Source organism: Microvirga sp. M2, from assembly GCF_047497095.1.
Classification (GTDB): domain Bacteria; phylum Pseudomonadota; class Alphaproteobacteria; order Rhizobiales; family Beijerinckiaceae; genus Microvirga.
The window spans coordinates 1504218-1520893 of record NZ_CP134063.1 but is presented as its reverse complement, the minus strand read 5'-3'; the positions used below and the strand labels follow the sequence as shown (position 1 = coordinate 1520893).

The window sequence follows — 16676 nt, the reverse complement described above, 5'->3', positions numbered from 1 at the left end:
CTTCAAGCCCCCTTGACGTCAATGTCCGGCAATGCCCGGACCAATTCGCGGAAATGATCGCCGCGCACTTCGTAGTTCGGAAACTGATCGTAGGACGCACAGGCCGGAGACAGGAGAACGACCGCAGCGCCCTCCATCGCAGCGGCATCCGCAGCCGCCTGAGCAACCGCATTGTCGAGCGTCTCGCTGCGGATATGCGGAACGTCACGACCGAGCGTTCCGGCGAATTCGTCCGCCGCCGCGCCGATCAGATAGGCCTTGCGGATCTTTGGAAAATAGGGCCGGAGCGGCTCGATGCCGCCTTCCTTCGCCTTGCCGCCGAGGATCCAGAGAATGTCGTCGAAGGACTTGAGCGCCTTTTCGGTGGAATCGGCGTTGGTGGCTTTCGAGTCGTTGACGAAGAGCGTTTCACGGATCCGGCCGACCTCTTCCATCCGGTGAGGAAGGCCGGGAAACGTATGGAGGCCGGAGCGGATCTGCTCCGCAGACACGTTCAAGGCCAAGGCGATGGCGACAGCCGCGGCCGCATTCTGCGCATTGTGCGCCCCCCGCAGCGAACCGATGCCCGACAGGTCGGCGACGGGAGCAGTTTCGCTCCCCGTCACCCCGACGAGCGTTTCACCGTCGGCAAAGACGCCTTTCCCCTCGATCGGCTCGACCGACACGAGGGCGACGTTCATACCCTTCTCCTGGCAGCGCCGGGCCATGGCGCGGCTCATCGGATCGTCGACGCCGATGACCGCAAGGCCCGCTTTCGCCACCAGCCGTTCCTTGATCGCCGCGTAGTTCTCCATCGTCCCGTGCCGGTCGATGTGATCGGGGGACAGATTGAGATGCACGCCGATCATGGGCGCCAGCGACGGCGCGAGGTCGATCTGGAACGAGGAGCACTCGATCACATGGACGCGGCTGTCGGACGGCGGCTCGAGCGAGAGGATCGCGGTTCCGATATTGCCGCCCATCTGCACGTCGCGGCCCGCCTCGCGCAGGATATGAGCGACGAGGGCCGTCGTCGTGGACTTGCCGTTGGTTCCGGTGATCGCCACGAAGGGAGCGTTCGGCGCGATCTTTTCGCGCTCGCGGCAGAAAAGCTCGATATCGCCGATGATCTCGACGCCGGCTTTCTTCGCCCGATCGGCCGACCAATGCGGCTCGGGATCGGTGAGCGGCACGCCCGGTGAGAGGATGAGGGCCGAGACCGGCGCCCAGTCGAGTTGACGCAGGTCGGCCGTCTCGATGCCTTTGGAAGCGGCCTCCGTCACCTTTGCCGGATTGTCGTCCCACGCGATGACGCGGGCTCCGCCTTCCTTCAAGGCAAGCGCCGTCGCGAGCCCCGATCCTCCAAGACCGAAGAGTGCGACTGTCCTGCCGGAAAATGTCGTGACGGGTGTCATTCGCTTACCGGAGCTTGAGGGTCGCGAGGCCGACGAGGGCGAGCACGACGGCAATGATCCAGAAACGAATCACGACCTGCGGCTCGGTCCAGCCCAGCTGCTCGAAGTGATGGTGGATCGGCGCCATCTTGAAGACGCGCTTGCCCGTCAGCTTGAACGAAGCGACCTGGATGATGACGGACATGATCTCCAGAACGAAGAGCCCGCCGACGATGGCGAGGACGATCTCGTGCTTGGTCGCGACCGCGATGGTGCCGAGCAGGCCGCCGAGTGCAAGCGATCCCGTGTCGCCCATGAAGATCTGCGCGGGCGGCGCGTTGAACCAGAGAAAGCCGATGCCCGCGCCGATCAGGGCGCCGCAGATGACGGCGAGTTCGCCGGTGCCGGGCACGAAGTGGATCTGCAGGTAATTGGCGAAGACCGCGTTGCCGGCGAGATATGCGATGAATCCGAAGGTGCCCGCCGCGATCATCACCGGCACGATGGCCAGACCGTCGAGGCCGTCGGTGATGTTCACCGCATTGCCCGCACCGACGATCACGAAGCCCGCGAAGACGATGTAGAACCAGCCGAGATTGAAGATCAGGTCCTTCGAGAAGGGCAAGGCGAGCTTGTTCGCGAGGCCGGGGGCCTCCACGTAGGAGATGGCGATGCAGGCGACGGCCGCGATGATCGCTTCGATGGCGAGGCGGGACTTGCCCGAAAAGCCCTTGTGGGACTGCTTCGTGACCTTCAGGTAATCGTCGTAGAAGCCGATCGCCCCGAAGCCCACCGTGACGAAGAGCACGATCCAGACATACGGGTTGGCGAGATTGGCCCACAGAAGCGTCGAGACCAGCACGCCCGCCATGATCATCAATCCGCCCATGGTCGGCGTGCCGCGCTTCGTCAGCAGATGCGATTGCGGCCCATCCTCGCGGATCGGCTGTCCCTTGCCCTGGCGCACGCGCAGGAGCGAGATGATCGCAGGACCGAACAGGAACACGAAGAGCATCGCGGTCGCGGTTGCGCCACCGGTGCGGAACGTGATGTAGCGGAAGATATTGAAGGGGCTGATATAGGGGCTGAGCTCAGCCAACCAGGTCAACATGGGGTCTTCATCCTTTCAGCGCGGAGGCTGCCAGGCCTGCGCCGTAACGTTCTTTCAGCGCCTTGACGATCAGGGCCATCTTCATGCTGAGCGACCCCTTGACCATCACGGCATCGCCGGGACGAATCGCCGCGCAGACCGCGTCGATGAGCCCGGCGGAAGTCTCTGCATGCAACACGACCTTCGCCTTCGGCAGGCGGTCCACGAGGTTCTTCATCAGCGGTCCGGCCGCGAAGACGAGATCGATCCCGTCGGCTTCGATGACATCGGCGAGTTCTTCGTGCAGGCGCGGGCCCGTCTCGCCCAGTTCCTTCATGTCTCCCAGAACGGCGATGCGCCGCGCATGGCGGCCCAGTTCCACCGTTCCGAGATTGGCGAGCGCGGCGCGCATGGAGGCGGGGTTGGCGTTGTAGCTCTCGTCGATGAGAAGCGCGTCCTCATCGCCCAGGGCGAGCATCGTCCGCTCGCCGCGGCCGACGGGCGGCTTCAGGCCGGCGAAGGACAGCGCGACCTGCGCGAGATCCGCGCCGAGGGCATGACAGGCGGCGAGCACGCTCAGGGAATTGAGGGCGATGTGACGTCCCGCCGTTCCGATCCGGTAGGTGACGAGCTGTCCGAAGACGCGCGCCTCGACGATCGATTGATCGGGCTTCACGATGATCCGCTCGGCGCGGATATCGGCACCCTCATGTTCGCCGAAGGAGACGACGCGACCCGCCGCAGAGGCGAGCGCATGCGCTTTCACGCGCTCGAAGTAAGGGCTGTCCCGGCTCACGACGGCCGTTCCGCCGGGCTCCAGGCCCGAAAAGATCTCGCCCTTGGCATCCGCGATGCCCCAGAGCGACGGAAAAAACTCGATATGGACCGGCTCGACGGTGGTGATCACGGCCACATGGGGACGAACCATCGCGGTGAGCGGCAGGATTTCGTAGGCATGATTCATGCCGATCTCGAACACGCCGAACGCTGTTTCGCGCGGCATGCGCGACAGGGTGAGCGGCACGCCCCAATGGTTGTTGTAGGAGGCGACCGACGCGTGGGTCGCGCCCTGGCGCGACAATGCGAGGCGCATGGCCTCCTTCGTCCCGGTCTTGCCGACGGAACCTGTGATCGCGACGATGCGGGCCTCCGTGCGTCCGCGGGCTGCGCGCCCCATCTGGCGCATGGCCTCCAGCACATCGGGCACGACGATGAGCTTGTCGGACGGGAAGCCGGGAGCCTTCTCGTCCGAGACGACAGCGGCGGACGCGCCCTTCTCCAGCGCGGCGGGCACGAAATCGTGGCCATCGTGCACATCGCCCCGGATGGCGAAATAGAGATCGCCCGGCTCCAGCGTGCGCGTGTCGATGGAGGCGCCCGACGCCTGCCGGAAGCCGCTGCCGATGCGAGCGCCGGTGGCGGCCGCAATGTCATCCAAGGTCCACAAGGGCGAATTCATCCATGCCTCTCCGCGATTGCCGCCCGGACCTCGTCGTGGTCCGAGAACGGCAGGGTCCGGTCGCCGATGATTTGGCCCGTTTCATGACCTTTGCCCGCAACGACCAGAATATCGCCGTTCCGGAGTTCCTTCACGGCCGTGCGGATGGCCAGGGCCCTGTCGCCGATTTCGCGGGCGCCCGGAGCGCCCTTGAGCACCTCGGCGCGGATCGCCGCCGGGTCTTCCGAGCGAGGATTATCGTCCGTCACGATGACAATATCCGCCTTGTCGGCGGCAATCCGCCCCATGAGCGGACGTTTGCCCCGATCACGATCGCCGCCGCAGCCGAGGATGCAGACGAGCCGCCCCTTGGCGAACGGGCGCAGCGCATCGAGCACGTGAGCCAGCGCATCGGGCTTGTGTGCATAATCGACGATGCAGATGGCGCCGTCCACTTCACCCACCTGCTCCAGGCGGCCGGAAACGCCCTTCAGGGTCTTGAAGCCCTCGAACACCTCGGCCGCCCGATCCTCGCCCTCGACGGAAAGCACGAGACCGGCCGCCACGAGCGCGTTCTCGATCTGGAACGCGCCGAGAAGCGGCAGGCCCGTTTCAAAGGTCTTGCCGAACGCCTCGACGGTCAGCGCCTGTTTGAAGCCTTCCGGCCGCGCATCGGCGAGCCGGAGCGTCTCGCCGCCGCTTCCCGTGGTGACCATCGTCAGGCCGCGGTCGCCGACACCCTGCCGGAAGACATCCGCATAGGGGCCGTCCGCATTGATGACGGCCGGCGCATCGGCAGGCAGGAGCGTGTCGAACAGGCGCAGCTTCGCGGCCGCATAGGCCTCGGTGGTATTGTGATAATCGAGATGGTCGCGACCGAGATTGGTGAACCCGGCTGCGCTCAGGCGCACACCGTCGAGGCGACGCTGGTCGATGCCGTGCGAAGACGCCTCCATGGCGAGGCGCGTGACGCCGTCCTTCGCCAGCGTATCGAGCGTCCGGTGAAGCGAGATCGGATCGGGCGTCGTGAGCGAGCCATAGACGGCGCCGTCCGAGGTGATCACGCCGAGCGTGCCGAGGCTCGCGGATTTATACCCGAGAACGGCGAAGAGCTGACGCGTGAAATCCGCCACGGAGCTTTTGCCGCTCGTCCCCGTCACGGCGACGACTGTCTCGGGCTGCTGCGGGAAGAAGCGCGATGCGGCGAGAGCGAGTGCCTTCCGCACGTCGCCGACCTGGACATAGGCGACATGGCCCGGCAGATCGGCGGGGCGCTCCGCCTCCCCGACGATCGCGACCGCGCCGGACGCCGCCGCCTGCGGCACGAAGCTCATGCCGTCCACTTTCGTGCCCGGCACCGCGAAGAAGACGCTGCCCGCCCCCACCTTGCGGCTGTCGGAGACAAGGCCGGCTACAGACAAAGATGCCTCCGGGAGCCCTTTGGCTTCCGGAAGCAGATCGCTCAGTTGGAATGTGTTCGTCATGGTCACCGGACGCCCCATGCATTGAGACGCGACATGAGTGGGAAAGGTTGGGCAGGCGGCTCGAAGCGGGGAGGAATGCCGAGGAGCGGCGCAACGCGCTCGATGACATTGCCCGTCACAGGTCCCGCATTCCAGCCCGCCGTCGAAAAGCCGTACGTACCCTCGATCGCCTGCGGTTCGTCCATGATCGTCAGGAACACGTATTTGGGCTTGTCGGCGGGAACCACGGCCGTGAATGTGGTGAAGTTCTTGTTCTTGGAATAGCGGCCGTTGATGACTTTCTCCGCCGTGCCGGTCTTGCCGCCGACATAGAAGCCCGCAATGGCCGCCGATGCAGCGGAACCTGCCGGATTCGATGCGTTGAGGCGCATCACATAGCGCATGGCTTCGCTGGTCTCGGGCTTGATGACCTGCAGGGCGTCCTGTCGGGCGGCCGCCTCGTCCCGTTTGAGGAATGACGGCTTGATGAGCACGCCGCCATTCACGAGGGCGCCGACCGCCATGAGCGCCTGAAGGGGCGCGACGGCAAGGCCGTGGCCGAACGCGATGGTCATCGTGTTGAGCTCGCCCCAGCGAGGCGGGATGATCGGCAGGGCGCTCTCCGGCAATTCGGTCTCGAGACGCGTGAGCTGGCCCATCTTGCGCAGGAAGGCCTTGTGGCCATCGACGCCGATGCCGAGCGCCATGCGGGCGGTTCCGATGTTCGACGAGTGGATGAACACCTCCGGCACCGTGAGAACGCGGTGCGTGGCGTGATAATCGCCGATGGTGAATTTTCCGTAGCGAAGTCCCGAGCGGGCATCCAGTGTCGAGTTGATGTTGTACTTGCCGGAATCGAGCGCCATGGCGACGGTGAGCGCCTTGAAGGTCGATCCCATCTCGAACACGCCGACATTGATCCGGTTGATCCGATCCTTGTCGAGCGCGTCGACGGGGTTGTTGGGATCGTAATCGGGCAGCGACACGAGGGCGAGGATCTCGCCGGTGTTCACATCCAGGACGACGCCGGCAGTGGCCTTCGCCTTGAACTTCGTCATGCCCTTCATCAGCTCGTCGCGCAGTGCATGCTGCACGCGAAGATCGATGGAGAGCTGCACCGGTTTCAGGTCGGCCGCGGAGATGTTGAAGCCCGCACCGTTGAGGTCCTGCAGGCCCATGCTGTCGATATACTTCTCGATGCCTGCAATGCCCACATTGTCCACATTGGCGAAGCCCAGCACGTGCGCCGCCGCCTCGGCATTGGGATAGACGCGCTTGTTCTCCGGCAGGAAGCCGATACCCGGGATGCCGAGACGGTGCACCTCCGCCTGCTGACGCGGCGTGATTTCGCGCTTCACCCACACGAAGCCCTTCTTCGTGCTGAGCTTGTCACGCAATTCCGTGGCATTGAGGTCCGGCAGCACCGCGGTGAGCAGTTCCACCGCCTCGTCCTTGTCGATGATGTTGCGCGGCTCCGCGAAGACGGACACCATCCTCACGTCGGTGGCGAGGATTTCGCCGTTGCGGTCCACGATGTCCGGACGGGCCGCGGAAATCTCGGAGGAAGCCGCGCGGCGGAACTCGCTCGTGGTCTCGCTCGTGACGGCGAGCTGCACGAGCCGGCCGGCAATGGCGCTGAAAAGCACGGCGAAGCAGATTGCCGCCAGGCTCACACGGGACGTACTCTTGTCGACGCGCAACCGGAACAGCTCGCGCGCATGGGAGAGGATACCCCTCTTGGGCAGAGGGCTCTTGGCCTTCAGTTCGGGCTGGGTCTCATGCAACACGGGAGTTACCGTCTCGGGGTTTGAGTCGATGGGATTCGGGCTTCGGTCCTGGTATCCTTGGGCGTTGCGGTCGGCCCGAGCAGACCGAGCGCTTCGAGCTTGCGGCCGATCTCGTCCCCGCGCTCCGGACGGTTCGGCAGATCGGACAAGCGCGCCAGCTGCTGGATCTTCAGAGGCTGCAGATCGAGATGCTGATCGGCCGCGGCCTGCAGGCGATCCGGGCGATCGAGATATTGCCATTCCGCCTGCAGAACCGCGATGGCGTCACGCTCGCGCTGCACCTTGGATTTCAGCTTCGCCACCTGCTCGGCATAATAGAGCGTTTCATACTTGATGGAATAGGCGTAGCCCGCCGATGCGATGAGGGCGGAGATCGCGACGATGTGGAGCAGCTTGGTCATCGCCGCCCTCCCCTTTTCTCCGCTGTCTGCGGAAGCTCGGCCAGCATGGTGATGGCGCTCAATGGTTCCTGCGGCGGCGCGTCCGTGCGGGCGCCGGCCCGAAGTTTTGCCGACCGCGCGCGCGGATTGCGCGCCATTTCCTGATCGCTCGGGCCGACCGGTCCCCTTGTGACCGCGTGGAAGGTCGGCTCGGCCGCAGCGACCGTCGGCATGTGGCGCGAGCCGCTCGGCATTCGCCCGGTACGGGCCGCGAAGAACTGCTTCACGATCCGGTCTTCGAGCGAATGGAAGGTCACGACCACGAGGCGTCCGCCGGGCTTCAGAATCCGCTCGGCCGCATGCAGCGCGCGCACGAGTTCGCCCAACTCGTCATTCACGGCGATGCGCAGGCCCTGGAACACGCGCGTGGCCGGATGAATGCCGCTCGGCTCCTGACGGATGAGCGAGGCGACGAGATCGGCGAGCTGGCGCGTCGTCTGGAACGGCTCCCTGCGGCGCGCCTCGATGATGGCGCGTGCGACGGCCCTGGCACGGCGCTCCTCGCCGTAATGATAGAAGATATCCGCGAGTTCCGCCTCGGAGGATTCATTGACGATGTCGGCGGCGCTCGGCCCCTCCCGCTCCATGCGCATGTCGAGCGGGCCGTCATTGCGGAACGAGAAGCCGCGCTCGGCCTGATCGAGCTGCATGGACGAGACGCCGATATCGAGAACGACGCCTTCGGCGCCATCGAAGCCCTGGTCGCGTGCGATCTCGTCGAGATCGCCGAAGCGTCCCGGCACAAGAATCAGGCGCTTCTTGAATTTGCCGACCAGCGATGCGCCGCCCGCGATCGCATCCGGATCGCGGTCGATGGCGATCACCTTGTTCTGTGGATGGGCATCGAGAATGGCGCGGGTATATCCGCCTGCGCCGAACGTCCCATCGATGAAGAGGCCGCCGCGCTTCGCATCGAGCGCATCGCACACCTCCGCCAGGAGCACGGGAACGTGACGGGTCGGTCCGCCAGCGGCTCCGGCTCCTGGGCCGTCGCCGCGTCCCATCATTGCTCCCGCACTCCTGGTGAGGTGTTCTGTACCATACGTGGCTCCTGAACCCGGGCCCCGAGCGACTTCTTCAGGTCTCTGACCTTCGTGCGCGCCTCCTCCAAGTGCGCACAGAAGCGCTCCGGCTCCCAAATCTGGAACTTGTGACCGAGTCCGACGAACGTCACCGTATCGCCGATCCCGGCATGCACTTTCACTGAGTCCGTCAGGATGACACGCCCCTCCGGATCGACTTTGAGGATTTCGCTGGTCCCGAACAATGCGGTCGACAGCTGATCCCGTTCGTCCGAATAGGGCGACAGCGTCGACAAGAACGCATCGATCTCGTTCAGAAGCATATTGCCGCCTGCGTCCAAGGCCTGCGCATCGAGCGCAGGATGAACGTAGAGACCCTCGAATCCGTCCCTGGCCAGAACGGCCCGGAAGGAAGCGGGGATCGAGACGCGACCCTTCGAATCCAACTTGTTGGTGAAATTGGACACGAAGCGGTTCATTGGCCGCAGCTCGCAAGCTCCCGATTGTCAGCCCCCCGGCAGGCCTCGATGGCCTGCCACCCGCAGCCGGCGTTAACGCCTCTTTTCGAAGCAGGACGTTGGCGCTCTCGGTGCGCCTAACCTCCCCTTCGGAAGAAACCGTCGACGGGATGATTTGGGATAACATGGGACAATATGGGCGTCAACGGAACGGGACTGGGACGCAAGCCTCGCGACATGCAGCCTCCATCAGACGCGTTTAGGGTTAATGAATCGTAAGCAGACCAAGGGTTTGGTCCGCTTTGTCGCAGTTTCGGGCCTGTGGAAAAGAGGGGTCAGCCGGCCTATAAGCCGGGTTCTGTAGGGCCCAGGGTCGAGACCCTGAACGTGGCGGCCATTCCTCTGGGACGGCCATTGCTGACCGCCTCAAGCAACCAACCCGGACGACCAGCCTGGAAGCGGGCCTGGCGCAAGCGCCTGTCGTCCCTATTCGGTTTTGCTCCTGGTGGGGTTTACCGTGCCGTCCGCATTACTGCGTCCGCGGTGCGCTCTTACCGCACCCTTTCACCCTTACCCTGCATCAGCAGGGCGGTTTGCTTTCTGTGGCACTATCCCTGGGGTCACCCCCGCCGGACGTTATCCGGCACCTTGCGTCCATGGAGCCCGGACTTTCCTCCCCGAGCAAGCTCGAAGCGGCCGCCCGGCCGGCTGACGATGGGGATGTGGTGCAAAAGACAGCCTCCCGTCAAGGCCGGATGATCAATCGGCCGCCGCGGTGATCACCTTGACCTTCGCACAATAGGCGCGCGAAGCACCGACCATGGCCGTCGCCCGATGACCGAACTGGTAGCGCAGAATCGTCCCGCAGGTGTCGCCGCCCGCGAGCTTGTAGGCTTGGGCGAGATACTTCAGGCCGTAACGCAGATTCGTCTCGGCATCGAGCAAGCCGGCGATCTGGCCCTGGTAGCCCATCGCCTGGGCGGTGCGGACATTGATCTGGGTCAGGCCGACATTGGCGCCGTTGCGGGCGCCGGCATTATAGCGGCTTTCGAGACGCACCACCGCGTCGGCAAGCTCGAACGGCAAATCGTTTTCCGAAGCATAGCGGACGATCAGAGGCCTGAGCGCATTCGCCCTGGCGGCGTCGATGCGTCCCGGGCGGGAGCGTCCCGTCAAGCCGGGCGGAACCGAGACCGTCTCCTCGACCGAGGCCTCATTCGGGCCCTCTCCGGGGGGCGCGACCACTTCGGCGACCCTCTTTCCCTTGGGCCGCGGAGCGGATTTTTCGGGCTTCCCGGCCGCGGCAACGCCGGAATCCCCGTCCCCTTCAGGAGCGGCAGCGGCCATCACCTCTTCGGCCTGAGCGCGCGCGAGGGCCGCAGCCTCATCAGGAGGGATAATATTGCCCTCGGCTTGCGCTTGCATCGAAGGTGCAATCCAGACCAGAACCGCAGCAGCCATTGATTTTATACAATGCCGCAAAGTCATATCGAAGCTCCAAATGGCATAGGCTGCGCAAGAGAGCTGCCTGGGGACCAAATGGGGCAAAGTTGTGACTTTGCTAGTCGCAGACCCATTACAGGTCCGCCCGAATTAAACGATAACCGCTCACCGATTCGGCGAAAAAACGAGCAGAAATAGCCTATTCGGCTTAACGAAAAATTTTTCTACAGCTCATTTGGGGGACAAGGAACTTCTTCCCCCAGTCAAGAGTTGGCGTCTGCGTAAGGTCAAGCTAATGAGAACTGGGCAGCCTACAGCCCGCTAGACACAGGGAAGCCTCCATGAAGAAGATCATTACCGCGATTGCCGCCGGTGCTCTCACCCTCTCGATGGCAGCCTGCAACACGCCTGGCGAGCGCGCCGTGGGCGGTGCCGCTGTTGGCGGTCTCGCCGGTGCTGCGATTGGTGGCGCTGCCACGGGCCGCGCCGGTGGCGCTCTGGCCGGCGCAGCCATCGGTGCTGCCGGTGGCGCGGTCGTCGGCGCCGCGACGGCTCCGCGCGGCCCCGCCTGCCCCTACGGCACGTACCAGGACATGTACGGCAACATCTACTGCCGCTAAGACGATCCGAGAGATCGGATTTAAGGGGCCGGGATCTTCCCGGCCCCTTTTCTTTTGCCCGAAGTTGAGCATACCACTGTCCCTGAGATGATTCAGTCGATTTGGGGTAAATTGAGCGGAGCCGGCATCGGCCTGGCGCTCGGCGGGCCGATCGGCGCCCTCCTGGGCGGCGTGGCCGGACACGTGCTCATCGATCGCGAAGGCGCCCCCTTCGGGAAGCCGCCGCGCGACGTCTTGTTCACCATGGGCCTGGTCGCGCTCGCCGCCAAGATGGCCAAGGCCGACGGCGTGGTGGTGGACGTGGAGGTGAAAGCCTTCGAGCAGATCGTCGAGGTGCCGGAAGGGGAGCGTGCCCGGGTCCGGCGCCTGTTCGACCTCGCCATGCAGACCTCCGACGGGTTCGAATCCTATGCCCGGCAGATCGGCGCGGAATTCAAGGAGGAGCCTGCCCTGCTGGAGGACGTGCTCGACGGCCTCTTTCATATCGCCAAGGCGGACGAGGCGGTGCATGAGGCGGAGTACGTCTATCTCAAGAATGTCGCGACGATCTTTGCGTTCTCCGACAGCGAATTCGAACGCATCGCCGCGCGCCACGTCCAGCGGCCGGACGATCCCTATCTCATCCTCAAGGCCGATCGGGCCATGAGCGACGAGGACCTGAAGCGGCACTACCGCAGGATGGCCGCCGAGAATCATCCCGACCGGGAGATCGCACGGGGCCTGCCGCCGGAGGCGGTCAAGATCGCGACGGAACGGCTGGCGGCCATCAACACCGCTTGGGAGCGCATCGCCGCCGAGCGGAACCTCAGGTGAATGTATGAGCGCGTCCCTATCTCCCGAAAGCCCGGTGGCCACGAAGGTGTTTCCTTCACCCAATCATGGGGAACGGAAAGACGGGCAGCGGCCCACCTTGCTGGTCCTGCACTACACCGGCATGCCCGACGAGGGCGAGGCTCTGCAGTGGCTCTGCAATCCGGTCTCGCAGGTGTCCGCGCATTACTTCGTGTTCGGGGACGGACGCATTCTTCAGCTCGTGCCGGAAGCGCGGCGGGCCTGGCACGCCGGCCTTTCATCCTGGGATGGCGAGACCGACGTCAACTCGAGCTCCATCGGCATCGAGATCGCCAATCCCGGCCATCCGGGCGGCCTGCCTCCCTATCCCGACGCGCAGATCGAGAGCGTGATCGCCCTGGCGAAGGATGTCGTGACACGCTGGCGCATTCCGTCGACCCGCGTGCTCGGCCATTCGGACGTGGCCCCCGGCCGCAAGGTCGATCCCGGTGAATTGTTTCCGTGGCGACGCCTGCACGAGGCCGGCATCGGCCATTGGGTGCCGCCGGCCTCGTTGAGCGACGGACGCTTCTTCTCGCGCGGCGACCAGGGCATGCCCATCGAAGCACTTCAGGCCATGCTCGCCATGTATGGTTACGGCCTGAGGATCAACGGCGTGTTCGACGAGGACACGGAAAAGGTCGTCGCCGCATTCCAGCGCCATTTCCGCCCTGAGCGCGTGGACGGCGTGGCGGATGCCTCCACGATCACCACGCTACGCGACCTGATCGCCAGACGGCCGTCCTCAGCGGTATAGGGCGCACCCCGATTACCATTCCGGCGCGAGCGGAGGAATGACGGTCGAGGTTCAGGTGCGTGCCTTGGCTGCGCCCTACTCGGCCGCCATGGGCCGATAACCGGCCGGATCGTAATTGAGGATCGGGCCGAGCCAGCGTTCGACCTCCTGCACGCTCATCCCCTTGCGCTCCGCGTAATCCTCCACCTGATCCCGCTCCACCTTCGCGACACCGAAGTAGTACGCCTCCGGATGCGCGAGATAGAGACCGGATACGGACGAGCCCGGCCACATGGCATAGGATTCCGTCAAGCTCACCCCGATGCGTCGTTCAGCCTCGAGCAGGCTGAAGAGCGTCGCTTTTTCCGTATGGTCGGGCTGCGCCGGATAGCCGGGAGCCGGACGGATGCCGCGATAATCCTCGCGGATGAGGTCCTCGTTGGCGAGGTTCTCGTCGGAGGCATAGGCCCAGAACTCCTTGCGCACACGCTGATGCATGCGTTCGGCGAAGGCTTCCGCAAGGCGGTCCGCCAGAGCCTTCACGAGGATCGAGCGATAATCGTCGTTCGCGCGTTCGAACTTTTCGGCAATGCGCACTTCCTCGATGCCCGAGGTGACGACGAAGGCGCCGATCCAATCCGGCTGTCCGCTGTCGGCGGGCGCGACGAAATCCGAAATGCACAGATTGGGCTTGCCGTCGCGCCGCGAAAGCTGCTGCCTGAGACCGTGGAACGTGGCGAGCGTCTCGCTGCGGCTTTCGCCCGTGTAGAGGCGGATATCGTCGCCGATCGCATTGGCGGGCCAGAAGCCGACGACCGCCTTGGGGTTGAACCAGCGTTCTTCGACGAGCTGCCTGAGCATCGCCTGGGCGTCCTCCCAGAGCTGGCGCGCCGCCGGTCCTTGTGCCTCATCGTCGAGAATGGCCGGGAAACGCCCCTTGAGCTCCCAGGTCTGGAAGAAGGGAGTCCAGTCGATATAAGGAACGAGTTCTCCCACATCGTAGCTGCGGAACACGCGCGCGCCGGTGAAGGTCGGCTTCGGCGCCCGATAGGTATCCCAGTCGATCTTCAGCTTGTTGGCGCGGGCTTTCTCGATCGGCGTGCGCTGCTTGTCGGCCTCGGAGCGGGCATGGGCTTCGGCCACTCTGCGGTACTCGCTCCGCAGCGTCTCCACATAGGATTCCCTGGCATCGGGCGAGAGCAGCGACGAGACGACACCGACCGCCCGGCTCGCATCGGTGACATAGACGGCTTGGCCATTCCGGTAGTTCGGATGGATCTTCACGGCCGTATGCACGCGGCTCGTGGTCGCGCCGCCGATGAGGAGCGGGATATCGAAGCCTTCGCGCTCCATCTCGCTCGCCACGTTCACCATTTCGTCGAGAGACGGCGTGATGAGGCCCGAGAGGCCGATCACATCGACATTCTCCTTGCGCGCGGTCTCCAGGATCTTCCGGGCCGGAACCATCACTCCGAGATCGATCACCTCGTAGTTGTTGCAGGCGAGAACCACGCCGACGATGTTCTTTCCGATGTCGTGGACATCGCCCTTCACCGTGGCCATCAGCACCCTGCCGGCGGCGGTGCGCTCGACGAGACCCGAGGCCTCCTTCTCGGCTTCCATGAACGGCATGAGATACGCAACGGCCTGCTTCATCACGCGGGCGGACTTCACCACCTGCGGCAGAAACATCTTGCCGGCTCCGAAGAGATCGCCGACGACGTTCATGCCGGCCATAAGCGGTCCTTCGATCACATGAAGCGGGCGCTCCACGCCGCTGCGCGCTTCTTCCGTATCCGCCTCGATGAACTCGGTGATGCCGTTGACGAGCGCATGCTCGATGCGCTTCTCGACAGGCCAGGAACGCCATTCGAGATCCGACGCCTTCGAGGCGCCCGCACCGTCGCCTTTGAAACGGGGAGCCGCCTCGAGCAGGCGCTCCGTCGCATCGGGACGCCGGTTGAGCACGACATCCTCGCAGAGTTCGCGCAGTTCGGGGTCGATCTCGTCGTATACGGCGAGTTGGCCCGCATTCACGATGCCCATGTCCATGCCGACCTTGATGGCATGGAAGAGGAACACCGAATGCATGGCCTCGCGCACGGGCTCGTTGCCGCGGAACGAGAACGAAAGATTCGAGACGCCGCCTGAAATATGGGCATGCGGCAGGGTCTCGCGGATGATGCGCGCGGCCTCGATGAAGGCGACGCCATATCCATTGTGCTCCTCGATGCCCGTTGCAACCGCGAAGACATTGGGGTCGAAAATGATGTCCTCAGGCGGGAAGTCCGCCTGCTCCGTCAGAATCCTGTAAGCGCGGGTACAGATTTCGACCTTGCGCTCCAGCGTGTCGGCCTGCCCCTGCTCGTCGAAGGCCATGACGACGACGGCGGCGCCGTAGGAGCGGCAGATCTTCGCATGCTCGAGAAAGGCATCCACGCCTTCCTTCATCGAGATCGAATTCACGATGGCCTTGCCCTGGATGCACTTGAGGCCTGCCTCGATGACATGGAACTTGGAGGAATCCACCATCACGGGAACGCGGGCGATATCGGGCTCCGCCGCGACGAGATTGAGAAATTCCACCATCGCCTTCTCGGAATCGAGCAGGCCTTCGTCCATGTTGACGTCGATGATCTGCGCGCCGTTCGCCACCTGGTCGCGCGCCACATCGAGGGCGGCGGCGTAATCCCCGTTGGTGATGAGCTTGCGGAACTTGGCGGAGCCCGTGACGTTCGTGCGCTCGCCCACGTTCACGAACGGAATGTCGGACGTCAGCGTGAAAGGTTCGAGGCCCGACAGCCGCATGAGCGGCCGCTTCGTCGGAACGGGGCGCGGCGCTTTGCCGGACACGGCCTCGGCAATCGCCCGGATATGCGCGGGAGTCGTGCCGCAGCAGCCTCCGACCACGTTCACGAGGCCCGCATCGGCGAATTCGGACAGCATGCGGGCCGTGGCCTCCGGGCTCTCGTCATAGAGCCCGAATTCATTCGGCAGGCCCGCATTCGGATAGGCACAGACGAGGGTATCGGCGACCCTGCCGATCTCCTGAATGTGAGCGCGCATCTCGCGCGCGCCGAGGGCGCAGTTGAGGCCGATGGAGAAAGGCTCCGCGTGGCGCATGGAATGCCAGAAGGCGGTGGGTGTCTGCCCGGACAGGGTACGACCGGACAGGTCCGTGATCGTGCCCGATATCATGATCGGGAGCTTCACTCCCTTTTGAGCAAAGACCCGATGCGCGGCGACGATGGCGGCCTTCGCATTGAGAGTGTCGAAGATCGTCTCGATGAGGATGATCTCCGCACCGCCGTCGACGAGGCCCCTCACCTGCTCGGCATAAGCGTCTCGGACCTGATCGAAGGTCACGGCGCGATAGCCGGGATTGTTCACGTCCGGCGAGATGGACAATGTCCGGTTCGTCGGGCCGACGGCCCCTGCCACGAAACGGCGCCGGCCATCCTCCCGCTGGACGATCAGCGCGGCCTCGCGCGCAAGCCGCGCGCCTTCATAGTTCAGTTCGTAGACGATCTCCTCCATGCCGTAATCGGCCTGGGCGATGGAGGTTCCGGAGAAGGTGTTCGTTTCGACGATGTCCGCACCGGCGCGGAAATAGTCCAGATGCACGTTTCGCACCGCATCCGGCTGAGTCAGGATCAGGAGATCGTTGTTCCCCTTCACGTCCTGTTTCCAATCCTTGAAGCGCCTGCCCCGGAAGTCCTCTTCCGAAAAGCGGGATCGCTGAAGCTCGGTGCCCATGGCGCCGTCGAGCACGAGAATGCGCTTGATGGCTGCTTCACGGAGCGCCTTGAAAATGTCGGCGCCGTCGGCAGGACGAGGTTCGAACACGGTCATGATCGTCACTTTCAATCGATCGGGATTGCACCCGACCATCCATGCCTCGCATGGCAAATCAGAACACCCGGATCGAAGCCGGGCGTTGAACTCCTACAGAATCGGATGTGAAACCGAACTCAT

At 64.4% G+C, this 16676-nt stretch carries 13 protein-coding genes and 1 other RNA gene; 3 read left to right on the top strand and 11 right to left on the bottom strand.

Annotated features, from left to right (window positions below; genetic code table 11):
- Positions 1-2 precede the first annotated feature (2 nt).
- The 10 genes from murD to RE429_RS07185 form a co-directional block, all read right to left on the bottom strand.
- On the bottom strand, positions 3-1394 hold the full coding sequence (murD, locus tag RE429_RS07230) for a UDP-N-acetylmuramoyl-L-alanine--D-glutamate ligase (protein WP_414473638.1): 1392 nt from the start codon (positions 1392-1394) through the stop codon (positions 3-5).
- Positions 1395-1398: 4 nt separating this feature from the next.
- A complete protein-coding gene (mraY, locus tag RE429_RS07225) occupies positions 1399-2484 on the bottom strand; it encodes a phospho-N-acetylmuramoyl-pentapeptide-transferase (RefSeq protein ID WP_414473637.1) in 1086 nt (361 codons plus the stop codon).
- 7 nt (positions 2485-2491) lie between these two features.
- Entirely contained in the window at positions 2492-3922 is a 1431-nt protein-coding gene (locus RE429_RS07220) for a UDP-N-acetylmuramoylalanyl-D-glutamyl-2,6-diaminopimelate--D-alanyl-D-alanine ligase (RefSeq protein ID WP_414473636.1), read from the bottom strand.
- Positions 3919-5385 (bottom strand): UDP-N-acetylmuramoyl-L-alanyl-D-glutamate--2,6-diaminopimelate ligase, encoded by a 1467-nt coding sequence (locus RE429_RS07215; protein ID WP_414473635.1) that lies wholly within the window; start codon positions 5383-5385, stop codon positions 3919-3921. The genes RE429_RS07220 and RE429_RS07215 overlap by 4 nt, the downstream gene beginning before the upstream one ends.
- A 2-nt stretch (positions 5386-5387) precedes the next feature.
- The gene (locus RE429_RS07210; RefSeq protein ID WP_414473634.1) at positions 5388-7151 is read right to left on the bottom strand and encodes a peptidoglycan D,D-transpeptidase FtsI family protein; all 1764 of its coding nucleotides are present in this window, start codon (positions 7149-7151) and stop codon (positions 5388-5390) included.
- A 5-nt stretch (positions 7152-7156) separates the two neighbouring features.
- On the bottom strand, positions 7157-7552 hold the full coding sequence (locus RE429_RS07205; RefSeq protein ID WP_414473633.1) for a hypothetical protein: 396 nt from the start codon (positions 7550-7552) through the stop codon (positions 7157-7159).
- Entirely contained in the window at positions 7549-8598 is a 1050-nt protein-coding gene (gene rsmH / locus RE429_RS07200) for a 16S rRNA (cytosine(1402)-N(4))-methyltransferase RsmH (RefSeq protein WP_414473632.1), read from the bottom strand. The genes RE429_RS07205 and rsmH overlap by 4 nt, the downstream gene beginning before the upstream one ends.
- Positions 8595-9092, bottom strand: a complete 498-nt coding sequence (gene mraZ / locus RE429_RS07195) for a division/cell wall cluster transcriptional repressor MraZ (RefSeq protein ID WP_414473631.1) — start codon at positions 9090-9092, stop codon at positions 8595-8597. Before mraZ ends, rsmH begins: the two co-directional genes overlap by 4 nt.
- A gap of 310 nt (positions 9093-9402) precedes the next feature.
- Positions 9403-9783: RNase P RNA component class A (rnpB, locus tag RE429_RS07190), an RNA gene on the bottom strand.
- Positions 9784-9830: 47 nt separating this feature from the next.
- Entirely contained in the window at positions 9831-10496 is a 666-nt protein-coding gene (locus tag RE429_RS07185; RefSeq protein ID WP_414473630.1) for a transglycosylase SLT domain-containing protein, read from the bottom strand.
- A gap of 359 nt (positions 10497-10855) precedes the next feature.
- On the opposite strand from RE429_RS07185, the gene RE429_RS07180 reads away from it, so the two are divergent.
- The 3 genes from RE429_RS07180 to RE429_RS07170 all read left to right on the top strand — a co-directional run bounded on the left by RE429_RS07180 (position 10856) and on the right by RE429_RS07170 (position 12722).
- Positions 10856-11134 (top strand): hypothetical protein, encoded by a 279-nt coding sequence (locus RE429_RS07180; RefSeq protein ID WP_370436716.1) that lies wholly within the window; start codon positions 10856-10858, stop codon positions 11132-11134.
- Positions 11135-11221: 87 nt separating this feature from the next.
- Positions 11222-11947 (top strand): TerB family tellurite resistance protein, encoded by a 726-nt coding sequence (locus RE429_RS07175; RefSeq protein ID WP_414473629.1) that lies wholly within the window; start codon positions 11222-11224, stop codon positions 11945-11947.
- Between the two features lie 4 nt (positions 11948-11951).
- Positions 11952-12722, top strand: a complete 771-nt coding sequence (locus RE429_RS07170; protein WP_414473628.1) for an N-acetylmuramoyl-L-alanine amidase — start codon at positions 11952-11954, stop codon at positions 12720-12722.
- Positions 12723-12797: 75 nt separating this feature from the next.
- Here RE429_RS07170 and metH read toward each other — a convergent pair whose 3' ends face one another.
- Positions 12798-16553 (bottom strand): methionine synthase, encoded by a 3756-nt coding sequence (gene metH / locus RE429_RS07165; RefSeq protein ID WP_414473627.1) that lies wholly within the window; start codon positions 16551-16553, stop codon positions 12798-12800.
- Between the last annotated feature and the right edge of the window lie 123 nt (positions 16554-16676).